The 25,556-nt window shown below is 68.2% G+C and carries 30 protein-coding genes and 1 tRNA gene; 10 read left to right on the forward strand and 21 right to left on the reverse strand.

Going from position 1 to position 25,556, the window contains the following annotated elements; all coding sequences use genetic code 11:
• Together Q0309_RS13090 and cmk are read right to left on the reverse strand one after the other, a co-directional pair.
• Nucleotides 1–1,006: 30S ribosomal protein S1 (locus tag Q0309_RS13090; RefSeq protein WP_299441756.1), on the reverse strand; the 1,006-nt coding region annotated here is incomplete at its 3' end.
• 92 nt (nt 1,007–1,098) lie between these two features.
• Entirely contained in the window at nt 1,099–1,758 is a 660-nt protein-coding gene (gene cmk, locus Q0309_RS13095) for a (d)CMP kinase (protein WP_299442033.1), read from the reverse strand.
• A gap of 1,023 nt (nt 1,759–2,781) precedes the next feature.
• Here cmk and Q0309_RS13100 point away from each other — a divergent pair.
• Both Q0309_RS13100 and Q0309_RS13105 read left to right on the forward strand, forming a co-directional pair.
• Nucleotides 2,782–3,150 (forward strand): TIGR02300 family protein, encoded by a 369-nt coding sequence (locus Q0309_RS13100; RefSeq protein WP_299441759.1) that lies wholly within the window; start codon nt 2,782–2,784, stop codon nt 3,148–3,150.
• A gap of 179 nt (nt 3,151–3,329) precedes the next feature.
• Nucleotides 3,330–3,405, forward strand: a tRNA-Ala gene (locus tag Q0309_RS13105).
• Here Q0309_RS13105 and Q0309_RS18650 read toward each other — a convergent pair.
• From Q0309_RS18650 to Q0309_RS13115, 3 genes are all read right to left on the reverse strand, one after another.
• Nucleotides 3,356–3,661: a winged helix-turn-helix domain-containing protein gene (locus Q0309_RS18650; protein ID WP_366940625.1), complete on the reverse strand. Its 306-nt coding sequence runs from the start codon at nt 3,659–3,661 to the stop codon at nt 3,356–3,358. The two genes, Q0309_RS13105 and Q0309_RS18650, sit on opposite strands and share 50 nt — an antisense overlap.
• 824 nt (nt 3,662–4,485) lie before the next feature.
• A complete protein-coding gene (locus Q0309_RS13110) occupies nt 4,486–6,357 on the reverse strand; it encodes a transporter substrate-binding domain-containing protein (protein WP_299441762.1) in 1,872 nt (623 codons plus the stop codon).
• A gap of 73 nt (nt 6,358–6,430) precedes the next feature.
• Nucleotides 6,431–7,579, reverse strand: a complete 1,149-nt coding sequence (locus tag Q0309_RS13115; RefSeq protein WP_299441765.1) for a transporter substrate-binding domain-containing protein — start codon at nt 7,577–7,579, stop codon at nt 6,431–6,433.
• Between the two features lie 392 nt (nt 7,580–7,971).
• On the opposite strand from Q0309_RS13115, the gene cbiE reads away from it, so the two are divergent.
• Together cbiE and Q0309_RS13125 are read left to right on the forward strand one after the other, a co-directional pair.
• Entirely contained in the window at nt 7,972–9,213 is a 1,242-nt protein-coding gene (gene cbiE, locus Q0309_RS13120) for a precorrin-6y C5,15-methyltransferase (decarboxylating) subunit CbiE (RefSeq protein ID WP_299441768.1), read from the forward strand.
• The gene (locus tag Q0309_RS13125; RefSeq protein ID WP_299441771.1) at nt 9,210–9,578 is read left to right on the forward strand and encodes an SAM-dependent methyltransferase; all 369 of its coding nucleotides are present in this window, start codon (nt 9,210–9,212) and stop codon (nt 9,576–9,578) included. Before cbiE ends, Q0309_RS13125 begins: the two co-directional genes overlap by 4 nt.
• Here Q0309_RS13125 and cobU read toward each other — a convergent pair.
• The 9 genes from cobU to Q0309_RS13170 all read right to left on the reverse strand — a co-directional run bounded on the left by cobU (nt 9,541) and on the right by Q0309_RS13170 (nt 14,635).
• Nucleotides 9,541–10,071, reverse strand: a complete 531-nt coding sequence (cobU, locus tag Q0309_RS13130; RefSeq protein WP_299441774.1) for a bifunctional adenosylcobinamide kinase/adenosylcobinamide-phosphate guanylyltransferase — start codon at nt 10,069–10,071, stop codon at nt 9,541–9,543. The two genes, Q0309_RS13125 and cobU, sit on opposite strands and share 38 nt — an antisense overlap.
• A gap of 74 nt (nt 10,072–10,145) precedes the next feature.
• The gene (rpsD, locus tag Q0309_RS13135) at nt 10,146–10,760 is read right to left on the reverse strand and encodes a 30S ribosomal protein S4 (RefSeq protein WP_299441779.1); all 615 of its coding nucleotides are present in this window, start codon (nt 10,758–10,760) and stop codon (nt 10,146–10,148) included.
• Nucleotides 10,761–11,010: 250 nt separating this feature from the next.
• The gene (locus Q0309_RS13140) at nt 11,011–11,199 is read right to left on the reverse strand and encodes a type II toxin-antitoxin system PemK/MazF family toxin (RefSeq protein ID WP_299441782.1); all 189 of its coding nucleotides are present in this window, start codon (nt 11,197–11,199) and stop codon (nt 11,011–11,013) included.
• Complete coding sequence (locus Q0309_RS13145; RefSeq protein ID WP_299441785.1) at nt 11,199–11,441, reverse strand: AbrB/MazE/SpoVT family DNA-binding domain-containing protein; 243 nt, start codon at nt 11,439–11,441, stop codon at nt 11,199–11,201. Before Q0309_RS13145 ends, Q0309_RS13140 begins: the two co-directional genes overlap by 1 nt.
• Before the next feature lie 173 nt (nt 11,442–11,614).
• A complete protein-coding gene (locus Q0309_RS13150) occupies nt 11,615–11,983 on the reverse strand; it encodes an excalibur calcium-binding domain-containing protein (RefSeq protein ID WP_299441788.1) in 369 nt (122 codons plus the stop codon).
• 72 nt (nt 11,984–12,055) lie between these two features.
• A complete protein-coding gene (locus tag Q0309_RS13155) occupies nt 12,056–13,441 on the reverse strand; it encodes a TRAP transporter large permease (protein ID WP_299441791.1) in 1,386 nt (461 codons plus the stop codon).
• Nucleotides 13,434–14,039 carry a TRAP transporter small permease subunit gene (locus Q0309_RS13160; RefSeq protein ID WP_299441794.1) on the reverse strand — a complete coding sequence of 202 codons (606 nt, stop codon included), beginning with the start codon at nt 14,037–14,039 and terminating at the stop codon, nt 13,434–13,436. Before Q0309_RS13160 ends, Q0309_RS13155 begins: the two co-directional genes overlap by 8 nt.
• 63 nt (nt 14,040–14,102) lie before the next feature.
• Nucleotides 14,103–14,426 (reverse strand): type II toxin-antitoxin system PemK/MazF family toxin, encoded by a 324-nt coding sequence (locus Q0309_RS13165; RefSeq protein ID WP_299441797.1) that lies wholly within the window; start codon nt 14,424–14,426, stop codon nt 14,103–14,105.
• Nucleotides 14,423–14,635 (reverse strand): antitoxin MazE family protein, encoded by a 213-nt coding sequence (locus Q0309_RS13170; protein ID WP_299441800.1) that lies wholly within the window; start codon nt 14,633–14,635, stop codon nt 14,423–14,425. The genes Q0309_RS13165 and Q0309_RS13170 overlap by 4 nt, the downstream gene beginning before the upstream one ends.
• 148 nt (nt 14,636–14,783) lie before the next feature.
• On the opposite strand from Q0309_RS13170, the gene aroA reads away from it, so the two are divergent.
• Nucleotides 14,784–16,181, forward strand: a complete 1,398-nt coding sequence (gene aroA / locus Q0309_RS13175) for a 3-phosphoshikimate 1-carboxyvinyltransferase (RefSeq protein WP_299441803.1) — start codon at nt 14,784–14,786, stop codon at nt 16,179–16,181.
• 167 nt (nt 16,182–16,348) lie between these two features.
• Here aroA and Q0309_RS13180 read toward each other — a convergent pair whose 3' ends face one another.
• The 6 genes from Q0309_RS13180 to Q0309_RS13205 all read right to left on the reverse strand — a co-directional run bounded on the left by Q0309_RS13180 (nt 16,349) and on the right by Q0309_RS13205 (nt 19,570).
• On the reverse strand, nt 16,349–16,693 hold the full coding sequence (locus tag Q0309_RS13180; protein WP_299441806.1) for a type II toxin-antitoxin system RelE/ParE family toxin: 345 nt from the start codon (nt 16,691–16,693) through the stop codon (nt 16,349–16,351).
• On the reverse strand, nt 16,690–16,959 hold the full coding sequence (locus tag Q0309_RS13185) for a type II toxin-antitoxin system ParD family antitoxin (RefSeq protein ID WP_299441809.1): 270 nt from the start codon (nt 16,957–16,959) through the stop codon (nt 16,690–16,692). Before Q0309_RS13185 ends, Q0309_RS13180 begins: the two co-directional genes overlap by 4 nt.
• A 110-nt stretch (nt 16,960–17,069) precedes the next feature.
• On the reverse strand, nt 17,070–17,846 hold the full coding sequence (gene fliP / locus Q0309_RS13190) for a flagellar type III secretion system pore protein FliP (protein ID WP_299441812.1): 777 nt from the start codon (nt 17,844–17,846) through the stop codon (nt 17,070–17,072).
• Nucleotides 17,843–18,256 (reverse strand): flagellar biosynthetic protein FliO, encoded by a 414-nt coding sequence (locus Q0309_RS13195; protein ID WP_299441815.1) that lies wholly within the window; start codon nt 18,254–18,256, stop codon nt 17,843–17,845. Before Q0309_RS13195 ends, fliP begins: the two co-directional genes overlap by 4 nt.
• Nucleotides 18,257–18,312: 56 nt before the next feature.
• The gene (locus Q0309_RS13200) at nt 18,313–18,954 is read right to left on the reverse strand and encodes an acyloxyacyl hydrolase (protein WP_299441818.1); all 642 of its coding nucleotides are present in this window, start codon (nt 18,952–18,954) and stop codon (nt 18,313–18,315) included.
• Nucleotides 18,955–19,027: 73 nt separating this feature from the next.
• Nucleotides 19,028–19,570 carry a response regulator gene (locus Q0309_RS13205; protein WP_299441821.1) on the reverse strand — a complete coding sequence of 181 codons (543 nt, stop codon included), beginning with the start codon at nt 19,568–19,570 and terminating at the stop codon, nt 19,028–19,030.
• A 183-nt stretch (nt 19,571–19,753) separates the two neighbouring features.
• On the opposite strand from Q0309_RS13205, the gene Q0309_RS13210 reads away from it, so the two are divergent.
• The 4 genes from Q0309_RS13210 to Q0309_RS13225 all read left to right on the forward strand — a co-directional run bounded on the left by Q0309_RS13210 (nt 19,754) and on the right by Q0309_RS13225 (nt 22,833).
• Entirely contained in the window at nt 19,754–20,512 is a 759-nt protein-coding gene (locus Q0309_RS13210) for a nuclease-related domain-containing protein (RefSeq protein ID WP_299441824.1), read from the forward strand.
• Between the two features lie 29 nt (nt 20,513–20,541).
• Entirely contained in the window at nt 20,542–21,777 is a 1,236-nt protein-coding gene (locus tag Q0309_RS13215) for an aminotransferase class V-fold PLP-dependent enzyme (protein WP_299441827.1), read from the forward strand.
• A gap of 194 nt (nt 21,778–21,971) precedes the next feature.
• Nucleotides 21,972–22,187 carry a hypothetical protein gene (locus Q0309_RS13220; protein ID WP_299441830.1) on the forward strand — a complete coding sequence of 72 codons (216 nt, stop codon included), beginning with the start codon at nt 21,972–21,974 and terminating at the stop codon, nt 22,185–22,187.
• 37 nt (nt 22,188–22,224) lie between these two features.
• A complete protein-coding gene (locus Q0309_RS13225) occupies nt 22,225–22,833 on the forward strand; it encodes a Fic family protein (protein ID WP_299441833.1) in 609 nt (202 codons plus the stop codon).
• A gap of 101 nt (nt 22,834–22,934) precedes the next feature.
• Here the strand turns inward: Q0309_RS13225 and Q0309_RS13230 are convergent, their stop codons facing one another.
• Nucleotides 22,935–23,912 (reverse strand): CoA ester lyase, encoded by a 978-nt coding sequence (locus Q0309_RS13230; protein WP_299441836.1) that lies wholly within the window; start codon nt 23,910–23,912, stop codon nt 22,935–22,937.
• Between the two features lie 128 nt (nt 23,913–24,040).
• On the opposite strand from Q0309_RS13230, the gene Q0309_RS13235 reads away from it, so the two are divergent.
• Nucleotides 24,041–25,165 (forward strand): toxic anion resistance protein, encoded by a 1,125-nt coding sequence (locus Q0309_RS13235; RefSeq protein WP_299441840.1) that lies wholly within the window; start codon nt 24,041–24,043, stop codon nt 25,163–25,165.
• Nucleotides 25,166–25,556 lie beyond the last annotated feature (391 nt).

Genomic DNA, 25,556 nt, shown 5'->3' on the forward strand with positions numbered 1-25,556 from the left:
AGACGATCTTGCCCGGATGGACGTTCTTCTTGGTCCAGCTCATCTCGGAGACGTGCACCAGACCCTCGACGCCCGGTTCCAGCTCCACGAAGGCGCCGTAGTCGGTGATGTTGGTCACGCGGCCCGCGAACACCGTGCCGACCGGGTACTTGGCGGCCACGCCCTCCCACGGATCGGCCTCCAGCTGCTTCATGCCCAGGCTGATGCGCTGGGTGTCGGGGTTGAAGCGGATCACCTGCACGCGCACCGTCTGGCCGATGTTCAGGGCCTCGGTCGGGTGGTTGATGCGCTTCCACGAAATGTCGGTGACGTGCAGCAGGCCGTCGACGCCGCCCAGGTCGACGAAGGCGCCGTAGTCGGTGATGTTCTTGACCACGCCGTCCAGGATCTCGCCTTCCTTCAGGCGTTCCAGCAGCTTGGCCCGCTCCTCGGCGCGCGTCTCTTCCAGCACCGAACGGCGCGAGACGACGATGTTACCGCGCGTGCGGTCCATCTTCAGGATCTGGAACTCGAACGGCTGCCCCATCAGCGGGGTGACGTCGCGCACCGGGCGGATGTCCACCTGGCTGCCGGGCAGGAAGGCCATGGCGCCGGACAGGTCCACCGTGAAGCCGCCCTTGACCCGGCCGAAGATCTGCCCCTTGACCCGCTGGCCGTCGTTGTAGGCCTTCTCCAGCTCGTTCCAGGCTTCCTCGCGGCGCGCCTTGTCGCGCGACAGGATGATGTTGCCGTCCCGGTCCTCGTAGCGCTCGACGAAGACGTCGATGGGATCGCCGGGCCTGAGCTCGGGGTCCTCGCCGGCCTTGGTGAATTCCTTCAGGGGCACGCGGCCCTCGGACTTCAGGCCGACATCGACGACGATGTGATCGTTGCGGACGGCGATCACCGTGCCTTTGATGACGGTGCCTTCAAGATTGGTGTTTTCGCCCAGGGTTTCGTTCAGGAGCGCCTCGAAGTCTTCCTTGAAGTCCTCCGTGGCGGGCATTTGGGTGGCGGCGTCGGCCATGGGGTCCGTATCCTTTCGGGTGGTCTGATGATATTCCGGCCAGCCGGTTGGGTCCGGCGGTCTTTGTGGCAGGGATTTCGGTCGGGTAAACCTCAGTCGCTGGATGAGCCGCAGGCGCCACGCGCGCGCGCCCCGGCCAGGACCAGCGCGGCGGCCAGGGCGCCGTCCTGGTCCAGATCGGTGGTGTCCAGTACGACGGCATCGTCCGCGGCAACAAGCGGTGCAACGCCGCGAGACGAATCCCGGGCGTCACGGTCCTTCATATCCTGAAGAACGCGCGACTCTATAACCTCCAAACCGCGCGCCCGCAACTCCAGAAAACGCCGATGCGCCCGCGCTTCCGGGCTTGCCGTGACGAACAGCTTCACCGGCGCACCCGGACAGACCACCGTGCCGATGTCCCGCCCGTCCAGCACGGCGCCGGCGGTGCCTGCCGGCGGTTTGGCCGCGAACGCGCGCTGGAAGTCGAGCAGCGCGGCCCGCACCGCCGGCATCGCGGCCACGCGCGAGGCGGCGTCGCCGGCGGCCTCGCCGCGCAGGTCGGGGTTCGACAGGTCCGACGGTGAAAGCGCGCGCGCCGCCCGTTCGGCTGCCGCCGGGTCGTCGGGATCGCCACCCGCCCGGCGCACGGCCCATCCCGTCGCGCGGTAGAGCAGGCCGGTGTCCAGATAGGCCAGACCCAGCCGCACCGCCAGGGCGCGGGCCAGTGTCCCCTTGCCGGCCGCCGCCGGGCCGTCGATGGCCACCACCAGGGAGGGCGCGCCGTCCGACCAGTCCCCCAGCCATGCCGGCGTCGCCGGCCAGTTGGCGGCCAGGGCAGCGGCCGTGGTCTCGGACTCGCCCGTGACGGTCAGGCGGACCCGCGCGCCCGCAGGCGCGACCGCCACCGGCACAGCGAACGCCGCCAGCAGGTCCGCCACCACGGCGGCGAGGCCCGGGGGCAGGGGTGCGCTGGTGTGGCCGGGTGCCGTCAGGCCGACACACAGCCGGGCCAGGGCCAGCGGCCAGGGTTCTGCCGTCGGATCCTCGGGGGCCGACGGCGCCATGGGCCGGGCGCGGCCACGCAGGGTGACGGGAGTCCCGGTGCCGGCCGCCATCACCGTGGCACCGCAGCCCTCCAGCAGCGCGGCCAGGCCGGCCGGCAAGGCCGCGCCGGTCACGACGGCGGTCAACGGATGTCCCGCCAACAGGCCGCACAGCGGGACCAGCGCGCCGGCGGTCTCGACCCGCAGCGGCGCCTCGGGCTCGCGCAGGCCGCCGAGGCCGCGCCCGTCGATGGTCGTCCAGGCCTTCGCGCCGGTCTCGCTCATCCGGGCGCCCAGGGCCGCCGCCAAGTCAGTGGTCCCCGGCGGCGCCACGGCCGCCGGCAGCCGGCTGGTGCCTGCTGTCGCGGCGGCCAGAAGCACCGCCAGGGTGGAGGCGGCGGCGGTCTCGTCGGCGGACAGGCCGAAGGGAGAAAAGACTCCGCTGTGGGCGGGCATCTCGGTCACGGGTCGGGCTCCGGCGGCGTTGGAAAACGAGGGTGCGCCGGCGGTTTATCACGGCGGCACACGGGGCGACAGGGGAACGGCGCCGGCGGCGCATCAAACCGCGCGAAGGGCGTTGACTTGGCCCGGCGATGATGGCAAACGCGCCACTCTTGCCGGTCGCGTCCGCCCTTGCGTCCAGGGACCGCCCCAGGGTGGAGGCGCGATGGCCGGCCGGAAGGAGCGATTGGGCCAGACGGGCGCCTCCGTTACCCGATCGCCGGGTGCAGAGCTTCAAGGAGATCCAGGGTGGCCAAGCCGGAATGGGGAACCAAACGGACGTGCGGCTCCTGCGGGGCCCGGTTCTATGACATGCGGCGCCAGCCCATCGTCTGTCCGAAGTGCGACGCGCTGTACGAGGAAGAGGCTCCGGCCCGGCCCCGGCGTGTCAAACCGGCCCCGCCGGAAAAGAAGCCGAAGCCCGCGCCGGTGGTCGAGGAGGCCTCGGATCTTGAAGAGTCCGCCGAGCTGGAAGACGCCGATCTCGACGAGACCAACCTCGACACCGACGACGACAAGACCGAGGACATGATCGAGGACGCGTCGGATTTGGGCGAGGACGACGAGGACATGGCCGAGGTCATCGAGCACCTGGACAGCGACACCGACGACACCTGAGGCACGGAACGGGACGGCCGTGGCGTTCCGGGCGCCTAGTGTAGGGCAAAAAAGGGCGCGGCGCGCCGCATTTTCCGCTTGCCCCGCCGGGGCGAAAACCCTAAGTTCCCGGGCCTCGACGGCAGCGCCGCCGTCGCCCTCCGGACCCGGCACCCCAAGGCCAGGTCACACGATATCCTGGGGCCGTAGCTCAGTTGGGAGAGCGCTACAATGGCATTGTAGAGGTCAGGGGTTCGATTCCCCTCGGCTCCACCATTTTTGTTCGCACCTTGCCGCCCGCCAACCCAAGGTGCTGGCACCGGTTCGAGGCTACGCCTCTCACCTCCACCATTTTTCTTTTACGCGCACCCGCCACACCAACCCTGCGCGGGTGGCTCGGCCGGGCCTTCTGGCGTGAAAGACCCTGCCGTTTCAGGACCTTCGACATGTTCTGGAGCGACATGGTCTTGCCGAGGCGTCGTTCCATCCAGCGAACCTGGCTCTCGCGAGTCCAGGTGCGCACGCCGTCCACGGCCGGGTCCGGGCCCGCAAAGACCGCCGCCTTCAGGACCGCCTGCTCGCTCTCGGTCAGGCGTTCGGGCGGACGCTACGAGTGCAGTGACGCCGTCAAGGGTTTCACCCTCGACGGCAAACGTCGCTGCACAACTTATACCGGGCGACGATAAGAATGACTCGTCCGACCAGGGTCTCTTCGGCGCGCCGATGATGCTGAGTCTTTGTTTTTCTCGCCGCAGCGCCCCTTCGGGGCGTGCGGCTCCGCGGCCCTGGCCGCCCTCAGGGCGGCCATACTTGGTCGGCGCCGCAAAGCGGCGCCGTGGGCGCCGGCCCCAGGTTGAAAAAGCTGGCGTCGCAAAGCGACGCCAAGGTCGCGCCGGCCGCCCGACGAAAAGGTCATCCTTTTCGTCGGGCGGTGTTAATGAATCGAGTGCATTTTTGGTCCAGACAAATGATGTTCGTTGCATCTCTTGTCTGGATCAATGCCCGAGGGCCGACCAAACAGGTCGCCCCCCCCTTGGCATTGGAGCGGATGACCGCGTTCCGCAGGGACTGCCGGTCTATTCCGGCCGCGCGCGCCGCTTCGGCCCGGGACATTTCGTCCAGAACAATTTGTCCAGCACATTTGCGGCGGCTTAGGCCCACGCCGCCGCTCGTCCCCGGGACCCCTCCTGCCCAGAAACGAGACGCTCTGGGCGCCGGCCCTCTCCAACGTGAAGTGCGTTCCACATCGGCTCACCCCTACATCTGGTGAGCTTCACGGAATCACAAACCGGCCCCATTTGGGAATCCCTCGCGAATCGGCTCGTCCGTGCGGCGGTATGACTTATCGCCAGACCGTCAGGGACGGCCCTCGCAGGAAGGCTGAGCGCTGCGATGTTCCGCGATCCAGGCGGAGCCCCGTTCTTTGTACCGGCGGCGTTGGTCGCGTCCGACCTTCTCCTGGAACACAGCGAGAAACGCGTCCAGGTGGGGCCGCAGCGGATCCTCGGCGCCGGTCAACGCGTCGGCGATGACCAGGAACAACTGGGCTGTTTCCGCCGAAGGAGCCACCCCGAGCCCGGCCGCGTAGGCCTCCGCGACGGCCAGGGCCGCCCGCCCGCTGCCATTGGCGGCGGCACGTTCCAGCAGGTCGAGCCCCTTGGCCTCGTCGCGCGCGACGCCCCCGAGCCCTTCGAGATAAACAAACCCCAGGTCGGTAGCGGCGTCGGGAAGGCCGATGGCGGCGGCGTCCTCCAAGTGCGGCAAGGCATCCTTGACCTTGCCCTGCCGCAGAAGCTGTGTCGCCTTGCGTTGCGCGGCGCAAGCTCGCCGAACCGCCTGGTCGGCATCCGGTTCCGTCAGGAACGAACGCACGTGCGACGGGGTCGGCGGCGCGATGGGCGCCGGCTCCGGTTCGGCGCGCCCGTTCCCTTGGCCATGCAGCAGGGCGAGCAGACTCCCGCCGGGGGTTGGCGGCGGTGTCTCAGTGGGCCCCTGGCGTTGGGAGGCGGACGGTTGGTCGGATGCGGTGGACGACCCGGAGGCCTTTGGCGATTCGGTCTCAGCCGGCGGTTCGGTCTCGGCCAGCGGTGCGGGCTTCGGCGGCGGTTCGATCTCTTCAACCGGATCGTCCAACGGCTGCGGGCGATCCAACGCGGCCAGCCGATCCCAGTAAACGGACAAATGGCGCGTTACGATTTCGTTGTAGCGGTCAGACTCTTTGAGCGCCTTCAGCCCGGCATTGAAGCGGTAGAGGAAAGTGGTGCCGCGCGGGTGGGTCTTTGAAATCAAAACGTGCAGGCCCTGGATCGAGATGGGCTGGGGCAGTTCCTTGACCTGTTCGTTCAGGCCCATCTCGCGCACGGTCAGACGCCCCAGGAACTCGTTGAGCGTCACGCCGTCCACCGCGCCGTCGACAAGCATCCGGAAACAGGCCTCGACCGAGTCGGGCTGCTCAAGCCGGATCCGGTTTTCGCTCAGCCAGCGCCGGCCCTCGCGGTCCAGGTCATGGGTGTAGTATCCATTCGGCCGGCAGATGGTGAGGCCTTCGATGTCACTGTCCGTCTCGAACCGGAGGTCGGACCCGGCTCGCACGAACAGCAGGACCAGCATCTCGAAGATCTGATCAGAGAAATGGAAATTCTGGCAGCGCTTGTGGTCGCGGTTCTCCTCGCAGTTCGGGCGCAACCAGGGAAAGCCCACGTCAAACGTCTTGTCGTCGAGAAGCGGAAACAGGTGCTTTGACCAGTCGTCTTCCCAGGACACCGAGAATGTCACCGGCGACGGGCTGACCTCGAAGGCGGCGTTGACCAACTCGGTGACCAGACCGCCGCCGAGCCAGTCCCGATCCGTGAACGGGGCATAGCCGCCCCCCGTCAGGCACCGCAACTGGGCCTGCCCCTCGCGCCGAAGGGGGGTCGGGTCGGCCCGCCCTTCCCCATCCAGACAAGGGATCGTCAGCCGCGTTCCGGGCAACAGGATCGATGGATTCCGCCCTATTTCAGTCTGGTTCGTGTAGTAGATTGATGACCATCGATCTTGATCACCATAGTACAGGACCGCGAGCGAGCGCAGCGTCTCGCCCCGCTCGGCGACGTGCACATGACCGCAGGTTTCGGCGTGCGCCTCGGCGTCCAGGATTCCGCTCGCCACAATCGCGACGAGTCCGCCGATGGCCCACGCGAGACGGCGTCCGTCGTGACAAAAGCTGCCGAGACGCACCTGCATCATGATCTCCAACCCTCTTCGCATCACAGCGGAGCGCCGTAAAAGTATTCGGCCAGCGTCCGTCGCATTCGACGCGTCACTGGTATTTTTCCCAGAACGCGCTCAGGTGCCGGTCAACGATCTCGTTGTAGACGCCGGACGCCTTGATCTGCGCCAGCCCCTCGTTGACCGCCGCGATTAGGTCGCTGGCCCAGGGGTGGTCGCGATGAGCCAGAACGTACAGGCCCTCGATCGATAGCGGCCGTGTTTGATTGACGGTCACCGCATCCATGATCTCCAGACGCAGGATGGCCTCGCGCCCCGTGAACTCGTTCAGGGCCACCGCGTCGACCTCGCCGTCGAGCAGCAGTTGGAAACAGTCGTCAACACTCTCCGGCTGCTTCAACGTGATCAGGCCATCCGCCAGCCAATTCCTGCCGTCTTTGTCGAGGTCGTGCGTGTAGTAGCCGTCGGGGCGGCACAGGGTCTTTCCGACCATGTCCGCGTCCTCATTGAACTCGATGGGGTCGTCCGCATCGACGAACAACAGAACCAGCATCTCGAACATCGGCTCGGAAAACAGGAAAGATTTGCAGCGGAGTTGCTCGGGATTTCCGACGCAATTGGGGCGCAACCAGGGAAAGCCGAGATCGTAGGCGCCGTTGCTGAGCAGGGGATCGAGATGACTGGACCAGTCATTGATCCAGTCGATCCGGTGGGCCTTCACACCGGGCGCCCGCGACATCACCCGGTCGACAATGCCGGTGATGAGGCCACCTTCCGCGAGAGAGCGGTCGGTGAACGGCTTGTAGTCGTCGGCCGTCAGAAGCAGGACCTCGCGTCCTGGTTTGTCCACCACCTCACCGGATGCGTCATTGTTGGCATCCGAGGCGTCCGACATCGTCGCCCGGACCTGACGAAAAGACCGCGTCATCCCCTCACCGGAGCCAGCCGAGGCCCCACCGGAGATGTCCGCGCCGGCCGCCTGATCCACTCCGGACTCGAGGCACGGAATCCGGAGCTCGTCACCGATCCGCAGGCGGAAGGGGGTCAGGCCGAGGAGGGAAATGTTCGCGTGGTGAAGGACGGTCCACTTGCGCGTATCTCCATAGACCGCCCCCGCAATTGTCGAGAGGGACTCGCCGGCACCGACGGTGTAGCTGCCGCCGCAGGTCTGTGTCTGCGCCAGCGCGGGTGTTGCCGCCCAATGAGCCAGGGCCACGAGAGCGATCAGCAGAAACCGCATGTCTTCAGGCCTCCTCGAGCCATTGCCATCTTTGTGCTTCCGCGCACCCGTTTCTGTGCCGAGTCGACACTGTCAACACTCAACACGCAAGCCGCTGTCGTCCAGTCCCAACGGTTTGCTTCGTTCCGAAACAGCGGTTTTTCGACTCGAGCCTCCGCTTCCCCTAGCGCGAAGACTGTCGGACAATCCCACGCCGCAGCCATACAGCCGATTTCGGCGCAAGCGTAACCATTGCTCCGTCTGGCCGCAAACAGGAATGTTCGTGCTCAACGTCAGTGGCGTGGGAGAGGCGAACCCTGCGCGGTGTCACCATGCCAGCGGCTGCCGTCTTGCCAAGGGCAGGCCCGGCGCGTATCACCACGCTCGTTTCGCAGTGAGGCACAAGAGCGATCATGACTCCCTGGCTGACGGTCGTCGGCATCGGCGAGGACGGCTTGGCGGGCTTGGGCAAGGCCGCGCGGCGGGCCGTGCGGGAGGCGCCCCGTTTGATGGGCAGTCCCCGCCACCTGGGCCTGGTGCCCGACATCCCCGGGCAGGTCCGGGAGCCCTGGCCCACGCCCTTCGCCGAAGGATATGACCGCGTGCTGGGCCACCGGGGCACCCCGCTGTGCGTGCTGGCCAGTGGCGACCCAATGTGGCACGGGCTGGGCGCCGCCCTGGCGCGGCACGTTCCCCCCGCCGAGATGCGCGTCTTCCCCGCGCCTTCGTGCGTGTCGCTGGCGGCGGCGCGGCTGGGCTGGGCGCTGCACGCGGTGGCCACCCTGCCCCTGCACGGCCGGCCCGTGGCCACGCTGCACCCGCTGCTGCACGCCGGGGCGCGCCTGCTGCTGCTGGCGGATAACCGCGACACCCCGGCCCAGGTCGCAGCCCTGCTGACGGCGCGCGGCTTCGGTGCCAGCGCCCTGAGCGTGCTGGAGCACCTGGGCGGACCGCGCGAACGCCGCCTGGACGGCACCGCCGCCGCCTGGGCGCACCCGCCGGGCGCCGACCTGGCGGTGATCGCGGTGGCCTGTGCCGCCGACCCCGGCACCGACGGCGGCCTGTCGCGGTTGGCAGGGCTGCCCGACGAGGCCTTTGACCACGACGGCCAGATCACCAAGCGCGACGCCCGCGCCATCACGCTGGCGCGACTGGCGCCGCGTCCGGGCGAGCTGTTGTGGGACGTCGGGGCGGGCTGCGGATCCATCGGCGTTGAATGGATGCGCGCCGATGCCACGTGCCGGGCCATCGCCATCGAAGTCCGCGCCGACCGTCGCGACCACATCGCCCGCAACCGCGAGGCCCTGGGTGTGCCGGGACTGGTGATCATCGCCGGCGAGGCCCCGGCGGCGCTGGACGGCCTGGAGCCGCCGGACGCGGTATTCCTCGGCGGTGGTGTGACCGTACACGGTCTGGTCGAGGCCTGCTGGGTGGCGCTGAAACCCGGCGGCCGGTTGGTGGCCAACGCCGTCACCCTGGAGGGCGAGGCGGCGCTGGTGGCCGCGCGGGCGCGCCTGGGCGGCAGCCTGACCCGGCTGTCGGTGGCGCAGGACCGGCCGCTCGGCGGCTTTCGGGGATGGCACCCGGCCGTTCCGGTCACGGTTTTCAGCGTCACCAAGCCCCACGCCGATCCCACCGGGGAGGCCGCCGCGTGAAAACCCTCCTGCTCATCGGCATCGGCCCGGGCGATCCGACGCTGTACGACGGCACCTTGCAGACCCTGCGCGACCTGATCGACGAGGGCCGCGAGGACCTCGCGGTCGAGGTGATCCCCGGCATCACCTGCATCCAGGCCCTGACCGCCAAGCACCGCATTCCGCTTAACCGCGTGTGCGAGGCGGTCGTCATCACCACGGGCCGGCAGATCGAAAGCACCGATCCGGCGGCGGTTCACAACAGCATCGTCATGTGGATGCGCGCGACGCGTTCCAGCGGCTGCGCGGGTCACGGTTCCGTGCGACTGCGGCGGCTCAGCCAAAGCCCTAATCCTTCAACGTCATCGGCAGGCCGGCGGCGATGAACAGCACCCGCTCGCACGCCGCCGCCACGCGCTGGTTGAGAAGCCCGGCCTCGTCGCGGAAGCGCCGTCCCAGCGGCGTGTCCGGCACCAGGCCCAGGCCCACCTCGTTGGCCACCAGCACTACCGGCGCCGACCGGTCGGACAGGGCAGCCAGCAGGCGGTCGGTGTGGCCGTCGATGTCGGCGTCGTCCAGCAGCAGATTGGTCAGCCACAACGTCAGGCAGTCCACCAGGACCGGCCGGTGCGCGTGCTCGGCCAGGGCGGCCGGCAGGGCGACCGGGACCTCGACCGACTCCCACGCATCGCCGCGCCGCGCCTGATGGCGGCGCACGCGGGCGTCCATCTCCGGATCGTCGCCCCAGGGGCGGAAGGTGGCGACATAGAGCGGCGTGGCGCCGGCCGCCCGCGCCGCCTCTAGAACGAGCGCCTCGGCGTGGCGGCTCTTGCCGGAGCGGGCACCGCCCAGGATCAACGTGCGGGGGGGAAGGGGCATCGCGTTCCCTCAACACGAACGGGGCGCGCCATCGGCACGCCCCGCCATCGCAAGACACTGGTGCGGCGATCCGCTTAGCGCGAGTAGTACTCGATCACCAGGTTCGGTTCCATCTGCACCGGATACGGCACGTCGGCCAGCTTCGGCTGGCGCAGGAAGGTGCCGGTGGTGCCCTTGTCGTCCATCTGGATGTAGTCCGGCACGTCGCGTTCGGGCGAGCCGATGGCCTCCATCACCAGGGCCATCTCGCGCGACTTTTCCTTGACCTCGATCACGTCGCCCTCGCGCACCTGGTACGAGGGGATGGTCACCGTGCGGCCGTTGACCTTGATGTGGCCGTGGTTGATGAACTGGCGCGCGGCGAACACCGTCGGGACGACCTTCATGCGGTAGACCACGGCGAGCAGGCGGCGTTCCAGCAGGCCGATCAGGTTTTCGGAGGTGTCGCCCTTACGGCGCGTGGCCTCCTCATAGGTGCGGCGGAACTGCTTTTCCGAGATTTCGCCGTAGTAGTTCTTCAGCTTCTGCTTGGCCATGAGCTGCACGCCGAAGTCGGAGGGCTTGCGGCGGCGCTGGCCGTGCTGGCCGGGGCCGTACTCACGGCGGTTGATAGGGCTCTTCGGGCGGCCCCAAAGATTGACGCCCAGGCGGCGGTCGATCTTGTACTTGGCGGAATGACGCTTGCTCATATGGCGGGACACCTTCATCGAGGTTGTTGTCTGGGCGGCCGCTGTTGGTTCTTTTCGGGCGGCCTGTTCGTGTCCCGGGTGCCACGCCTCTTCGGGGAAGAGGCAGGGTCGGCGCGATCCCGCCCCTGTCGGACGGGATCGGGCGGCACGGGCCAGACACGCGCGCGTCGGCCAACCCTTTCGGGCTCCGCCTGTCCGGGAAGGAAAGGGCGTGTCTACGCCACACGCGCGGCGGGGTCAAGGTGGGGATTCAAGGTTTCCCGATGAGGGCAATGGCCTTGCGCCGCACCGCCGCCAGTTCGGCCGGCGCGGCCCGGCCCTTCGGCGCCGCCTGACTGAGCACCAGCGCGGGCCGGCGGCCGCGTTGCTCATGACCGGCCTGGGGATCGAACGCCAGCCAGACCACGTCCCCCGCGTCGGGAACGAACCGGTCCGCCATCAAAGGCTCTCGCCTCCGACCGGCGGGCCGAAGTCCACCGGGTCGTGCCGATTCTCCGGCGTGATGGCGTCAATCAGGGCATCGATATCGGGGGCGGCGTCGGGCAGCGGCTCGACGAGGATGCGCCCCTGCTCCGCACGGATGTCCACCGGCTGGTCGGGGCGCAGGTTGGCCTCTCGCAGAACGGCAGCCGGAATCCGTACTGACGCGATGCTCCCCCGGAGTCGAACGACACCTCGCATACCTGATCCTCGACCGTGCGGTTCATCCGATCCCTATCATAGGGCATTCCGCGCCGCGTGGAAATCCGGCGCGCGCTCACACCACCCCCGGCAGCCACGGCGCCGACCACGGGAGCGCCAGGATCAGCGCCAATGGGCCGATCCTGGAAGAGCGGCCACCCGCCCGCCAACGTTCAGCCGGACGGAAATGCCTCGCAGGCGATGCCGTCGTTGTCGGCGTCAAGCCACGGCCAATACCCTGGCTCGCCACGATCAGCCGGGGCCACATCGACGGACCGGGCATAGGCGCATCCCGGCATGGCAGCGATGTGCCGCAGGGTTTGCCAGGGCGGCCACGGCGACAGCACGGACATCCACAAATACCCCGCCAAAACCAGGAAGACCGGAATTGCAATCCGGGACAGCCGCAGCAGCAGCCTGCGACGGCGCGCCGGCCGTTCAATCCGGTGCGAGACGCGCTCGAACCGCTTGCGCAACGCCCGTGCTTTGCGTTCACGGGCATCCGGATCGGAGGGTGTGTTGATGAGCCTCAGGCGTGGCATTCCGGGACCTCGGTGGTAGCCAGAACCAGCGTCCCATCTGTCGATGGATCGGGACGTCCCCCACGATCGCGATCATACCAAGCGCGGCAGCCACAGCGCCAGCCACGGCAGCGCCAGGATCAACGCCACGCGGCCGAGCTCGACGGTGAAGAACGGCAGCACACCGCGAAAGATGGTGCCCATGGGCACGCCTGGGCTGACGCTGCGAATGACGAAGACGTTCAGCCCGACGGGCGGCGTGATCAGGCCCAGTTCCACCACGATCAGGGCCAGGATGCCGAACCAGATCTTCAGGTCCTCGGTGGTCATGCCGAACCCCGCGTTGGCGGCCGTCACCCAGTCGCCGCCGTTCAACTCCACCAGCACCGGGAACAGGAACGGCACCACCACAAGGATCATGGACAGCGAGTCCATGAAACACCCCAGCACGATCAGCACCAACAGAACCCCCGCCAGGATCAGCCAGGGGTCGGCGGCGCCGGTGGCGGCCATCTCGGCCAGGGCCGCCGGCAGACCGCTGCGGGCTAAAAACCCTTTGAGCACCTCGGCGCCGAACAGGACGAAATAAATCATGCCGCCGGTGACCGCCGTGTCGCGCACGGCGCGGGCGATCTCGCGCCGGCCCAGACCGGTGCCGGTGAGTGCTTTCAACGCCACGCCGTACGCCAGCACAGCGAACACGCCGACCGCCGCCGCCGGGGTGGGCGTGAACAGCCCAAGGCCCAGGCCCAGCACGATGGCCCCGAAGATGAGCACCACGGGCACCAGCCGGCGGAGCGCCAACCGCCGCGCCGCCGGATCGGGGCGCGGCACACCCTCGGCCAGGCTCGGATCAAGCCGTACGCGCACGGCGATCACGGCCACGAACAGCGCCACCGCCAGCACACCCGGCACGATGGCCGCCTGGAACATCTCGACCACCGAGGCCTCGACGACGATGGCGTAGATGACCAGGGCGACGGACGGCGGAATCAGGATCCCCAGCGTGCCGCCCGCCGCCAGGGCGCCGGTGGCCAGCCCGTCGGCGTAGCGCAGGCGCTTCAGTTCCGGCAGGGCAACCCGCCCCATGGTGCTGGCCGTGGCCAGCGACGAGCCGCACACGGCGCCGAAGCCGGCGCAAGCCATCACCGCCGCCATGGCCACGCCGCCGCGCAGGCGCCCGACCAGCACGTTCAGACCCTGGAACAGGTCACGGCTCAGGTTGGCGTGGGCCGCCAGATAGCCCATGAGGATGAACAGCGGCACCACCGAGAGCGTGTAACTGCTCACCACGCTCCAGGTCAGCGACTTGAATTGGGCCAGATAGGGCTCGAAGCGCAGGAACGGCGCGGCGATCGACAGCGCCCAATTGCCGCCGATCCCCACCATCACCATGGCCAGCGCCACCGGCAGACGCAGGGCGATCAGCAGAAACAGGACCGCCAGGCCGGCCAGCCCGATCAGCTCGCGCTCACCCATCGGCGCCGTCCGGGGTGCCGGCATGGGGGTAGTGGCTGCCGGCCGACACCGATCCCGGCGGCGCGGCGGCCATCACGGCGGCGGTGGCGCTCCACGCCAGCAGGGCGGCGATGCCCGGCAGCCAGAACGGCCACTCCGGCCACGACCGCACGCTGGACACGACGCCGTCGGCGCGCGCCTCGGCCATGCCCCAGATCATCGACACCCCCAGGAACAGCGCCAGCAGCGCCGTCAGGACCAACGCCAGCCGGTCCACGGCGGCGTTGAAGGCAGGCGGGGCGCGCAGGGTGAACAGGTCCACCGACACATGCCCGTAGCGCAACTGGCAGTACGGCAGGAAGGCCAGCGCGCCGCCGCCGATCAGCAGGGCGACCACCTCCTCGTACCCGGCCAGCCCCGGCACCGACCCGCCCAGCGGCCGCGCCAGCGCATCCAGCGCGAATCCGGTCACGTTGATCACGGTCAGCCCGGTGATGAGCAGCAACACCGCCCCGCCGTACAGGGCGAGCGTGATGGCCAGCGGGCGCAGCAGGCGCTCGCGCGCCGCCGCCAGCACGCCGCCGGGGCGGGGATGGTGAGCCGTGGGTGTCTTGATCATGGCGCCCCGTCATGCGCGACCGGCGCCAAGGCGTCAAGGCGTCAAGGCACGGGTGCCCCGCCGTCACGCGATGCCAAGGAACAGCGCCAGCGAGCGCGTGACGGCAATCATGCTGTCGTCGTCGAGGCGGCCGATCACCTGACCCACCTTGTCGCGCCCGACGGCCTGCGGTTTGTCCACCATGATCTGGGACAGTTTCAGCAGTCCGTTCTCCGGCGAAGGCTCGACGGTCAGGCGGTAGAGTGGCGTGTTCCGGATCTCGCCGGTGATGGGGAGAATGACCACCGAAGGGAGTTCGGCGAACGCTTCGGACTGGATGATGAGGGCCGGTCGGGGCTTCCCGTAGTCGCCCCGCAGGGCAACGGTCACGACCGTCCCACGCGTCACGTCCAGTCCTCCGTCTCGGCCACGCGTTCAAGCCAGTCAATGATCTCCTGTTCATGCGGGTCATCGCGTAGCGCGAGACACTGCCGCCGGCACTCCTCGGCGAAGCCGGGCTGGCGGGTGTCGGGCACCCAGATCTGGACCGGGCGCAGGCCCTGGGCGCGCAGGGCGGCGCGACGCTTGCGCACGCGTTCGGCGGATGACATGGCCATCATGGCCTCCGTGACATCATTTCGCTACATGTAACATAGCGCGCGGAGCCTTCGGCGTCAACGCGACCCCCTGCCCGGTTGCTCCCTTGCCAGGGAGTCCCCAGCCCGCCATTCTCCGGCCGGTTTTCACGAACACGGGACACGCACGATGACGGCGACGGACACCACCACCGGCGTGGACGCGGCAAAGGCCGAGGCCGAGGGCTCCGGGCTGTCGCCGTGGTCGGCGCTGGTCGGCGTGCCGCATGTGGATGTCGCCCCGCACCACGCGCCCATCACCGCCGACATCGCGCTGCCCGGCTCCAAGAGCTACACCAACCGCGCCCTGCTGTGCGCCGCCATGGCCGACGGGCGCTCGACCCTGACCGGCCTGCTGCGCTCCGACGACAGCTATTGGTGCGCCGAGAGCCTGCGCCGCCTGGGCGCCGGGGTCACCGTCGAGGGCACCACCGCCACCATCGACGGCCTGGGCCGGCGCCGCCCCAACCCGGAGGCAAGCCTGTACATCGGCTCGGCCGGCACCACGGCGCGGTTCCTGCCCGGCTTGCTGGCGGCCGGCGGACCCGGGCGGTTCACCCTTGACGCCAGCCGGCAGATGCGCGGCCGGCCGATGGCGCCGCTGCTGCTGGCGTTGCGGCAACTGGGGGCGGACATCACCTGCCCGAACGTGCCGGACGCCCCGCCCTTGGAGATCGAGGGGGTCTCGTTGCTGGGCGGACCGGTGCGCATGTCCGGCGCCGTCTCCAGCCAGTTCATCAGCGGGGTGTTGATGGCCGGGCCGCTGGCGCTCAATGGCGTGCACGTGATGATCGAGGACCATGTGGTGCAGAAGGACTACGTGGCCATGACCCTGGACATGATGGAGACCTTCGGCGCCATCATCGAGGCCGACGAGGACCTGGAGGACATGCGGGTCGAGACCGGCGGCTATCGTCCGGCCGACGTGATGCTGGAGGCGGATGCCTCGACGGCGACCTATTTCCTCGCGCTGGCGGCGGTGACCGGCGGGCGGGTGACGGTGACCAACGTGGGCACGACGACGCGCCAGCCGGACCTGCGCTTCATCGACATCCTGGAGCGCATGGGCTGCAAGGTGATCCGCGAACCGGCGGCGGTGACCGTGGCGGGACCGCCGGGCGGATACCTGAAAGGCGGGTTCGATGTGGACATGCGGCCGCTGTCCGACGCGACCCTGACGCTGGCGGCCATCGCGCCCTATGCCGACGGGCCGGTGGCCATCCACAACGTGGCCCACATCCGCAAGCACGAAAGCGACCGCATCGGCGTCATGTGCGCGGCCCTGGCAGCGTTGGGCGTGCCGGTGGACGAGCGCCCGGACGGCATGACGATCCATCCGGCGCGGCCCACCCACGGCGTCATGGAGACGCACGACGACCACCGCGTGGCCATGGCGCTGTCGGTGCTTGGCGTGGCCGGGGAGGGCGTGCGGCTGCTGGACCCGGGCTGTGTCTCCAAGACCTGCCCGCCGTTCTTCGACCTGCTGGCCGGGTTGGGCGTGGGGGTTGAGGTGGCAAGCCCGGAGTAGGGTGCGTTCGACCGCCGCGACGCGGCGGGCAACGCACCGCCACCTCTCGGCCAGACGGTGCGTCGCGCCCCGGCCGTTGCCGCGGGGAGAGGCACGGGTCTGTAAGACGCCGAGCATTTCATGAAACGCCGGCCGGGCTGCGGACGCACCCTACGCCGCTTGCTGGGCTAACCCTGTCCCTCTTCCGGAAATCGCAGGCCACGCAACCGGGCTTCGATATCCATCCGGCCGTGGAACACTTCGACCAGTTCGAGCGTATCACGGGTCTCCCGCAGGATCAGGTAGTGCTCGCCTTCCCGGTAATAGGTGAGCCCCGTTACGTCCCGTTTGTCCTGCACAAGCACCGCACAGGGGCGCGGACGCGGTGGCAGACCGGAGGCGAGCGCCTCAAGGCGGCTGACAAGCTGGCTAGCGTATTTTTCGGCTTGGACATCGCCAAAGGTCTCAATGGTCCATTCAAGGATATCCTCAAGGCTGGCCAGGGCGGCCGGCGCATACATGATCCGCTTCATGCGTTGCGTCTGGCGCGGGCCGCGTCAAGCACGGCGCCCAGCACCTCTCGCGGTTCACCCGTGATGCCCTCTCCGCGATCAAGCTGGTCGAGGGCGATGCTGATCCGATCGCTGACCTCGTCCAGCGCATGGCGGTGTTTCAGGGCGCGCAGCCCGGCCCGCATGACTTCGCTGGCATTGGCGTAGGCGCCGGAGGCCACCAGGTCATCGACAAAGGCGCTGAGTTCCGGCGTAAGCGCGACATTGCGGGCGTGGCTGCTGGGCATGGCGTTGCTCCTTCTCACCCTGTCGCCCAAATATAGGGCACATGGTGGCCAGGATCGACACCCATGACCGGCTGCGGCGGATTGGCGCGCGGGTGAAGGGAGACTCCGCCCTATCCCCCCGGCGGGACGGCGGCGCCGATCTCGCCAAAGCTCTGCACCAAGCTGCCGATCACTAGGTACCAGCCGTCCACCAGCACGAAGAACACCAGCTTGAACGGCAACGCCAGCATCATCGGCGGCAGCATCATCATGCCCATGGACATCAGCACCGAGGCAATCACCATGTCGATGATGACGAAGGGCACATAGATCAGGAACCCGATCTCGAACGCGCGGCGCAGCTCGCTGATGACAAAGGCCGGCACGATGGCCGCCAGCGAGGCGTCCTCGGCCGTGGTGCCCGGCGGCGCGTCCGACAGGTCGATCATCAGCGCCAGGTCCTTCTCCCGCGTATGGCGCAGCATGAACGCCCGCAGCGGCACCACCGCGCGGTCGAAGGCCTCGAACTCGTCGATCTGCTCGTTCATCAGCGGAACGATGCCGGCCTCCCAGGACTCTTCCAGCGTCGGCGCCATGATGAACATGGTCATGAACAGCGCCAGCCCCATCATCAGCATGTTGGGCGGCGTCGTCTGCGTGCCCATGGCGTGGCGCAGGATGGAGAACACGACCACAATGCGCGTGAACGAGGTGGTCATGAGCAGAATGCCGGGGGCCACCGACAGCACGGTGATCAGCCCGACCAGCTGAACGACGCGCGCGGTCATGGTGCCGTCACCGTCGCCCAGGTCGATGGACAGCTGTTGCGCCCAGGCCGGGCCGGCGACCATCAGGCCGACGGCGGCCGCCGCCGCCAGGACCAGGGAGAGAAGGACCGCCCGCCTCATGACGACCCCGCCCGGCCGCGTGTCAGGAAGGATCGGAACGACGGCGCGGGCGTCGGGCTCGCGGGCTCGGGCATCGCCGGCGCCTCGATATCGCGCTCGACCACCAGGTCGGTGACGCCGCCGATCAGCAGAAGGTGCTCGCGGTCGTCGCGCCGCACCAGCACAAGACGCCTTCGATTGTCCACCATGGCGCCTTCGATCACGCCCAGGCGCCGTCGGGCGCCGCGCGCGGCACCGGGGCCGCCGCCCATGGGGCTGAAACGGCGCAGCAGCGCGGCCCCCACGAAGATGAGGCCGAGCACGATGGTCAGGGCGAGGGCGAAGCGGGTGTAGCTGTCCAGGTCCATGCGCGTATCCGAGACCAGGGCGACCGCGCCGACACCGGAGGACTCGGGCGCCTCGCGGTGCACTGCGGTTTTGTCCGGGATAGCACCGGGAGACCTAACGTTGGCTTAATGGCGGGGCGTCAGTCGCCGAACACCGCCCCCAGCGGGACGGCGAAATTGACCGTCAGGGTTTCGATGCCGGGGTTGCGCTCGCCAAGCTCGGCGTTGGAGATGTGGTGGTAGGCCAGCCCCAGGCGGCTGCCGCCCTCGAACTGCCAGGCCGCCTCGATGCCGGTGCGGAACTCCAGCGGATATCCGAGGTCGCGGCCGTCCCCGGCGTTGTAATAGCCGAGGGCGGCATTGGGCGTGACCACCACGCGCTCGCCGAAAAAGACGTCCAGCGCCACGCCGCCATAGCCGTAAAAGGACCCCCGGTCGGTCAACTCCAGGCCGACGATAGGGGTGAAACGCCACAGCTTGACCGGAAGGCGCCCCTCGACCCGGAACAGGGCGGAGGTCAGGTCACCGTCGGCTTCGTTGTCGTGACGCACGTTGGCGGCACCGACGCCGAAGGCGATGCGCGCCGGTTCCTCCGGCCCCTCGGCCCAGATGTCGTTGCCCCGGATGTGGTCGCCGATCATGCCGGCGCCGATGATGGCCAGCGATGCGGCGGCGATCATGTTGAAATCCTGGTCGGCTTGGGCCGGCCGCGTCGGTGTGCCCGTGGCCAGAAGCAGGGCCGCCAGCCCGGCCACCGCCGCCCGTGTCATGGTCCGTGTCATCCCCGCCCGCCCTGTGAGTTCGGTGTCCGGTCTTCCCGCACCTTACCCACTCGGCCGAGCGAGGCCAACGGTTTCAACCCGGCTGCTTGGATGTGGCCTCGGGCGTCTGATCCAGGGACGGCGTCGTGGCGCGGCGCCGGTCGGGGAACCCCAGCTTGCCCGGGTCGGCGTCGCGCCGCCGCCGGTCGGGGCCGACATAGTGTTTGGCGCGGACGAACAGGCGCGGCCGCTGCACTACCTCGCGGATGCGCGAGTACAGGCCGCGCACCGAGATCGGCTTGGCCAGGAACTCATTGACGCCGGCGTCGCGGGCCTCGGCGACCCGATGCGCCTCGGTGTGGCCGGTCAGCATGATGATCGGCACGAACGGGTTGGGACTGTCCTTGGATGTTCGCAGCAGCCGCGCCATCTCCAGCCCGTCCAGCGGGTTCATGTCCAGGTCGGCGATGACGATGTCGGCTGGCAGCACGCGCATGAGCTTCAGGGCATCGGCGCCGTCGACCGCCTCGCGGATCGCGCCGACCCCAAGGCTGCGCAGGATTTCCTTGATGATCAATCGCATGTAGGCGTTGTCGTCGACCACGAGAACGCAGAGTCGGCTGAGGTCCAGGCCCATGGCTGGGGTCCTTATGATGGTGACGCCGCCCCTCAATGTCGGGTCGAACGTTGTACGATCCAGTTCGCGCAAACGATCAAACCGGAGGCCGTTTCGCGGCTGGCCAACGACGCCCTCGCGGCGTATGACTGACCGGCGGCGAATCCAAGCCCGCATGACGCTTCGGGAGTCCGGCGCGACACCATGGACCAGACCCTTCTCCTGTGGCTCGGCGACCTGTTGTGGTGGCTCCTGTTCTGGACGGTCGCCGTGTTCCTGCTGGTCGCCGGTCTGTACATGATCGTCGGGCCGGCGCTGCGGCAGGGCCGGGCCGAGCGCCGCGTGGCCAAGGCGTTGCGACAGGCGGGGCTGACCAGCCTGAACAACCTGGTGCTGAAGGGCCGGCGCGGCGGGCTGTGCCAGGTGGACCACCTGGTGCGCCTGCCCACCGGCATCGTGGTGCTGGAGACGTGTATGCGCACGGGGCGCCTGACCGGCCACCCCCGGGCGGGTGTCTGGCGTCAGACCCTGGGCGTGGAGACGTACCGGTTCGGCAACCCCTTGCACCGCCTGCACCGGGCCATGGCCGCCGTCCGTGGGGCGCTGGCCGACGCCAAACTGGACCCGCCGCTGGTCACGGGGCAGGTCCTGGTGCCCGGCCGCACCCAGTTCGCGCGCGGCCGCCCGGACGGCGTTTCGCCGCTGTCCACCTTCCTGCAGGACCTGCGCGCCGCCCAAGCGAACGGCGAATCGCCGGCTCCCGAGATCGAGGGAGTCTGGGCGGCCCTGCGCAAGGCCGGTCTGGTCCACGCCCCGGACGAGGGCAACCCCTGGCACGCGCCGCTCCGGCGGGCGTTCCGCCGCCTGATGGCCGATCCGCGCACCGCCGCCGGCGTGATCTTCACCGGGGTTGGTGCCCTGATGCTGGCGCTGCTGCTGCTGAGCGCCGGCCGCATGTCATGACCGCCCCACCCACACGCCCCGGAGCCCTCATGCCCGCCGCCTTCGATCCCGGACTTGCCCGCGCCCGGTTTCCCGCCTTCGACAGCGACACCGGCCGGGACTGGGCCTTTTTCGAGAACGCCGGCGGCGCCTATGTTCCGCGGACGGTCATCGACCGCCTGACGCGGTTCATGGTCGAGGCCAAGGTGCAGCCGGGCGCACCCTTCCCCGCCTCGGCGCTGGCGACGGCGATGATGGCCGAGGGGACCGCCGCCATGGCCGCGCTGGTCAACGCGCCGCCGGAGACGCTGGTGCTGGGCGCCGACACCTCGACCAACCTGCATGTGCTGGCCAACGCGCTGGCGCCGCTGTTCGACCCGGGCGACGAGATCATCGTCACCAACCTGGACCACGAAGCCAACATCACCCCGTGGCGGCGCCTGACGCGGGTGGGCGCGGTGATCCGCGAATGGCGGTTCGAGCCCGAGACGGCGGCGCTGGACCTCGCTGGTCTGGAAGCCCTGCTGACCGAGAACACGCGGCTGGTGTGTCTGCCCCATGCCTCCAACATCACCGGATCGGTGTGCGACGCCGCGCGGGCGGTGCGGCTGGCGCACGAGGCCGGGGCGCTGGCGGTGGTGGACGGCGTGTCGTTCGCGCCGCACGCTCTGGTGGACCTGGCCGCGCTGAACGCCGACGCCTATGCGTTCAGCGCCTACAAGGTGTTCGGGCCGCACGTCGGCGTGCTGGCGGTGCGGCCGGAGCTGCTGGGGCGGCTGGACAACCAGAACCACATGTTCCTGGCCGGCAAGGGGACGCTGGCGCTCAACCCCGGCGGCCCGCCGCACGAGCTGACGGCGGCCCTGGCCGGCGTGACCGACTACCTGGAAGCACTGGACCGCGACCTGGGCGGACCGCCCGACGACGCCCCGCGCACCCGTATCGAGCGCCTGTTCGGGCTGTTCGAGGGGCATCAGACGGCGCTGACCGCGCGTCTGCTGGCGGGCCTGCGCGCCGTGCCGGGGGTGCGGGTGATCGGCGCGCCAGTTGCCGGGCCGCACCGCTCGCCCACCGTGGCCTTCGTGCACGAGCGGTTGTCGTCGCGCGCGGTGGCGGAGGCGATGCAGGCGCGCAAGGTCGCCGTCCGCCACGGCCACTTTTATGCGTGGCGGGCCGTGGAGGCGTTGGGCCTGGACGTCGACGACGGCATCGTCCGCACCAGCCTGGTGCACACCACCACCGCCGAGGAGGTCGACCGCCTGCTGGATGCGTTGCCGGGGGCGTGAGGGGCTCGGGTTCAAATCCTCTGATCTGTTGTCCACATTTCAAAGGGTTAGCGCTTCACAATGGACAACAACCCACGAGTCGTGTAGCGTCATCAATACGCCAGAGTTGGCGTGTTGGCCCCTGCTGAACCGAAAGCGCCTCCATGCTTCGGTGTGGTAGGGGCTTTCGATTCCCGCCTGATGGGAGGTGAGCAATGGCTGAGCGCAAATCTGCCCTGACCCGCGCGCCAAAGCGTCCCCGGCTAGAGGCCCTGCTTGCGGAAGCACGAAACATTACGGTCACCGATGACGAACTGCGGGAACAGCGCGCCAGTTTCGTGTTTGGGAACGCACCGAGAGATTCAGACATCACCAAGGAATCAGCGGCAAAGGCAGCACGGCGGATCCGACTGACCGACGTTTCTCCCTAGAAAATAAGCCTGCGCCAAACAAGGGGAGAGCAAGCCTGTGTTTGTCTTGAAGGAAGATGATCCAGAGTTATTTACGAAAATTCAGGAAAACAACCTGATACGTCAGTACGATTTGCTGACAAACTGCATTGAGATTGGCCTAAAGCAAGGCCCTCACTCGTTTGATAAGTTCCTTCTTTGGGCGCTGAACCACGTCGCTGTGGCAAATATTTCTCAATTCGGAGGCCGATTTCGGAAAGAGCCTGTTTACGTCGGCGATCATATCCCGCCGCACTTTCAACAGGTTGACGAATGGATGGACCGGTTCGTTTCAACCGTTCAAGAAAACTGGTACATTTGGACTCCGACGGAGTTGGCGGCATACGGCCTGTGGCGTTTGAATTGGATTCATCCGTTCATTGAAGGCAACGGCAGGACGGCTCGCGCCGTTTGCTATTTTTTGCTGTGCGTTCGGGCCGGGGCGCTCCTTCACGGTAGAAAAATCCTGCCGGAACGTATTCGGGAGAACAGACAAGGCTACGAAAATGCTCTCATCGCGGCCGACCGCGCTTGGGAGGCTGGGCACCTGGACCTCGCGCTGATGGAAGACTACTTGGCTGGGCTTGTCGAGGCGCAGCTTTCCGAAGGTCGCACCGACTTCAGGTGATGCGTCAGTGTGGCATTCCGCCCCCAACCGTTGCGGCTGAGGGCGGGCCAGATATTCAACACACAGACATGACCACATAGAGTTCATAGGGTCACCAAGCCCTACTTCCCCGCGATCTGTTCGGCCTTGTTGACCAGCACCTGGGCCTGCTTGATCGAGGCGATGTCGATCAGCTTGCCGTCCAGGGTGACGGCGCCGCGGCCCTCCTTGTTGGCCTGCTCCATGGCGTCCAGGATGGCGCGGGCCTGCGCGATGTCCTTCTCCGTCGGCGTGAAAATCGCGTTGGCCAGCTCGACCTGGCTGGGGTGGATGGCCCACTTGCCCTCGCAGCCCAGCACCATGGCGCGGCGCGCCTGCGCGGTGTAGCCGTCGGGGTCCTTGATGTTGCCGAACGGACCGTCCAGCGGGCGCAAGCCGTGGGCGCGCGCGGCCACCACCATGCGGGCGATGGCGTAGTGCCACATGTCGCCCCAGTGGTAGTCGCGGCTGCCGTCCTCGGCCGGGTCGGTCAGCACGCCGTAGTTCGGATTGGGGCCGCCGATGCCCACGGTGGCCGCCTTGGTCGAGGCGGCATAGTCCGCTACGCCGAAATGCAGGCTCTCGTTGCGCTTGGAGGCGGCGGCGATCTCGTGGATATTCGCCATGCCGAGCGCCGTTTCGATGATCATTTCCAGACCGATGCGCTTCTTGGCCTTGGTCGCGGTCTCGATCTGGCTGACGATGCAGTCCACCGTGTACACGTCGGCGGCGGTGCCGACCTTGGGGATCATGATCAGGTCGAGCTTGTCCGGCGCGCCCTCCAGCACCTCGACCAGGTCGCGGTACATGTAGTGCGTGTCCAGCCCGTTGATGCGCATGGAGACGGTCTTGCCGCTCCAATCCAGGTCGTTCAGCGCCTGGATGATGTTCTGGCGCGCTTTTTCCTTCTCGTCGGGCGCGACCGCGTCCTCCAGGTCCAGGAACACCACGTCGGCGTCGCCTTGCGCGGCCTTTTCCAGGAAACGCGGGCTGGAGCCGGGCACGGCCAACTCGGACCGGTTCAGGCGGGCCGGTGCCTGCTCGAAAACGGTGAAACTCATGGAATGCCTCCAGAATCGGATAAGAGCCGGCGGCATCATAGCCAATGCTGCGATGCCAACAAACCCCGATGGCAACGGCGTCCCGGCTGCACTACATTTCGCCCGTGCCACAGCGGAGGAGTGTTTCCATGACCGGGGTTGTCCAGCTTGGCGGCCGTGAGGCCGCGGCCATCGAACACCTGGGCGCCGAGGCCGTGCGCCCGCCCGACACCACCGACCAGGCGACCGCGAAGCGCATCGCCGAGATCATGGCCGAGATGGACGACATGGACCCCGACCGCTTCGCCGCCGGGCCGGCGCTGATGGCGTCGGACTACAGCAACCGGGTGCTGGAACACGTCACCGCCTCGGAGCTGGACGGTGTGCACGACAAGCTGGTCGAGTTGCAGATGCTCTACAAGGGCCTGGGCGCCGACCGCTTGCGCAAGGACAATCACGGCATTGTCGGCAAGATGATGTTCAGCTTCCAAAAGGAGCTGGAGAAGTTCCGCCAGCGGTTCGAGTCCGCCCGCACCACCGTCGACCGCGTCGTGGCGCAACTGGAAAAGGACCAGCGCGAAAGCGCCATCTCCATCCAGACGCTGGCGAACATGGGCATGGAGGTCACCGCCTCTTTCCGCGAACTGGCGCTGCACGTCGAGGCCGGGCAGCGCAAGCTGGAGGAGTGGCGCGCCCAGGGGCCGGCCAATCCGGGCGCGCCCGATTCCTCGGGCAGCGAGACCGACCAGCTCATGGATGCCATGGAGCAGCGCCGCTGGCAGGAGCGCCTGGACCACTGGGACCGGGTGGTCACCAATTTGACCAAGACGCGCTCGATCATGGGCACAACCATCCCCACCGTCTATCAGACGCTGAAGATGGAACGCGTGGTGATGGAGGAACTGGGCACCGCCCTGACCCAGTTCATGCCCGCCATCCGCCAACAGATCGCCCTGTTCGTGCAGCAGGCGCGCCAGGGCCGGCGGCTGGAGAATCTGAAAGCCACGCGCGAGATGACCGACGAGGTGCTGCAGCAGGTCGCCGGGCAGTTGGAGCACAATGCCGACATGCTGAACGAGCAGATGCGCGAGGGCGGCGTGTCCACCGACGTGCTGCTGAAGATGATGGACGACGTCGCCGGCTCCATCGAACGCCTGGACACGCAGGCCAAGCAGGCCATGGCCTACCGCGCCGAAAGCCGCGCCAAGCTCCAGGACGCCACGCGCAGCTTCGCCGACCGGGTGGCCAAGGTGGCGGTGGGACCGGGCGGATAGCCCCGCCCACCGTCCTCCCGGTATTCCGTGATGAACAAATCGAGTAGTGGGATTCCTCACGGTCTCCCCCTCTCATACCGGCCGACGATAGAATTGACTCGTCCGGCCGTCACGACGCCCTACCGGCTTTGTTGAATCTTTTTTTTTTCGCCGCAGCGCCCCAAAGGGGCGCTGCGGCGAAAAAACAAGGACTCGGCATCACCGGCGCCCCGAAGCGACCAGCCGGACGAGTCAATTCTATCGCCACCGGGCATGACACGGGTGGGGCACGGTCGGGGCCATGCTCGGCCGTGAGCCCAGGTAAGATCCCTCGCCGCAGGTCCATGAGCGCCGTCCGTGGTACTCTTGTCCATGGGGGAAGTCGCGGCCCGGGCGACGGACCTCCCGCCGT

This window comes from uncultured Rhodospira sp. (genome assembly GCF_937138205.1).
Classification (GTDB): Bacteria; Pseudomonadota; Alphaproteobacteria; order Rhodospirillales; family Rhodospirillaceae; genus Rhodospira.

Coding starts and splice junctions, on each gene's coding strand:
- Q0309_RS13205 (WP_299441821.1), bottom strand. CDS start 19,570: ATGGGCCTGGACCTCAGCCGACTCTGCGTTCTCGTGGTCGACGACAAC.
- Q0309_RS13235 (WP_299441840.1), top strand. CDS start 24,041: ATGACCGGGGTTGTCCAGCTTGGCGGCCGTGAGGCCGCGGCCATCGAA.
- Q0309_RS13170 (WP_299441800.1), bottom strand. CDS start 14,635: ATGGCCATGTCATCCGCCGAACGCGTGCGCAAGCGTCGCGCCGCCCTG.
- Q0309_RS13145 (WP_299441785.1), bottom strand. CDS start 11,441: ATGCGAGGTGTCGTTCGACTCCGGGGGAGCATCGCGTCAGTACGGATT.
- aroA (WP_299441803.1), top strand. CDS start 14,784: ATGACGGCGACGGACACCACCACCGGCGTGGACGCGGCAAAGGCCGAG.
- Q0309_RS13230 (WP_299441836.1), bottom strand. CDS start 23,912: ATGAGTTTCACCGTTTTCGAGCAGGCACCGGCCCGCCTGAACCGGTCC.
- Q0309_RS13180 (WP_299441806.1), bottom strand. CDS start 16,693: ATGAAGCGGATCATGTATGCGCCGGCCGCCCTGGCCAGCCTTGAGGAT.
- Q0309_RS13185 (WP_299441809.1), bottom strand. CDS start 16,959: ATGCCCAGCAGCCACGCCCGCAATGTCGCGCTTACGCCGGAACTCAGC.
- rpsD (WP_299441779.1), bottom strand. CDS start 10,760: ATGAGCAAGCGTCATTCCGCCAAGTACAAGATCGACCGCCGCCTGGGC.
- Q0309_RS13215 (WP_299441827.1), top strand. CDS start 20,542: ATGCCCGCCGCCTTCGATCCCGGACTTGCCCGCGCCCGGTTTCCCGCC.
- Q0309_RS13200 (WP_299441818.1), bottom strand. CDS start 18,954: ATGACACGGACCATGACACGGGCGGCGGTGGCCGGGCTGGCGGCCCTG.
- Q0309_RS13110 (WP_299441762.1), bottom strand. CDS start 6,357: ATGATGCAGGTGCGTCTCGGCAGCTTTTGTCACGACGGACGCCGTCTC.
- Q0309_RS13210 (WP_299441824.1), top strand. CDS start 19,754: ATGGACCAGACCCTTCTCCTGTGGCTCGGCGACCTGTTGTGGTGGCTC.
- Q0309_RS13220 (WP_299441830.1), top strand. CDS start 21,972: ATGGCTGAGCGCAAATCTGCCCTGACCCGCGCGCCAAAGCGTCCCCGG.
- Q0309_RS13155 (WP_299441791.1), bottom strand. CDS start 13,441: ATGGGTGAGCGCGAGCTGATCGGGCTGGCCGGCCTGGCGGTCCTGTTT.
- Q0309_RS13150 (WP_299441788.1), bottom strand. CDS start 11,983: ATGCCACGCCTGAGGCTCATCAACACACCCTCCGATCCGGATGCCCGT.
- Q0309_RS13160 (WP_299441794.1), bottom strand. CDS start 14,039: ATGATCAAGACACCCACGGCTCACCATCCCCGCCCCGGCGGCGTGCTG.
- cbiE (WP_299441768.1), top strand. CDS start 7,972: ATGACTCCCTGGCTGACGGTCGTCGGCATCGGCGAGGACGGCTTGGCG.
- fliP (WP_299441812.1), bottom strand. CDS start 17,846: ATGAGGCGGGCGGTCCTTCTCTCCCTGGTCCTGGCGGCGGCGGCCGCC.
- cobU (WP_299441774.1), bottom strand. CDS start 10,071: ATGCCCCTTCCCCCCCGCACGTTGATCCTGGGCGGTGCCCGCTCCGGC.
- Q0309_RS13140 (WP_299441782.1), bottom strand. CDS start 11,199: ATGGCGGACCGGTTCGTTCCCGACGCGGGGGACGTGGTCTGGCTGGCG.
- Q0309_RS13115 (WP_299441765.1), bottom strand. CDS start 7,579: ATGCGGTTTCTGCTGATCGCTCTCGTGGCCCTGGCTCATTGGGCGGCA.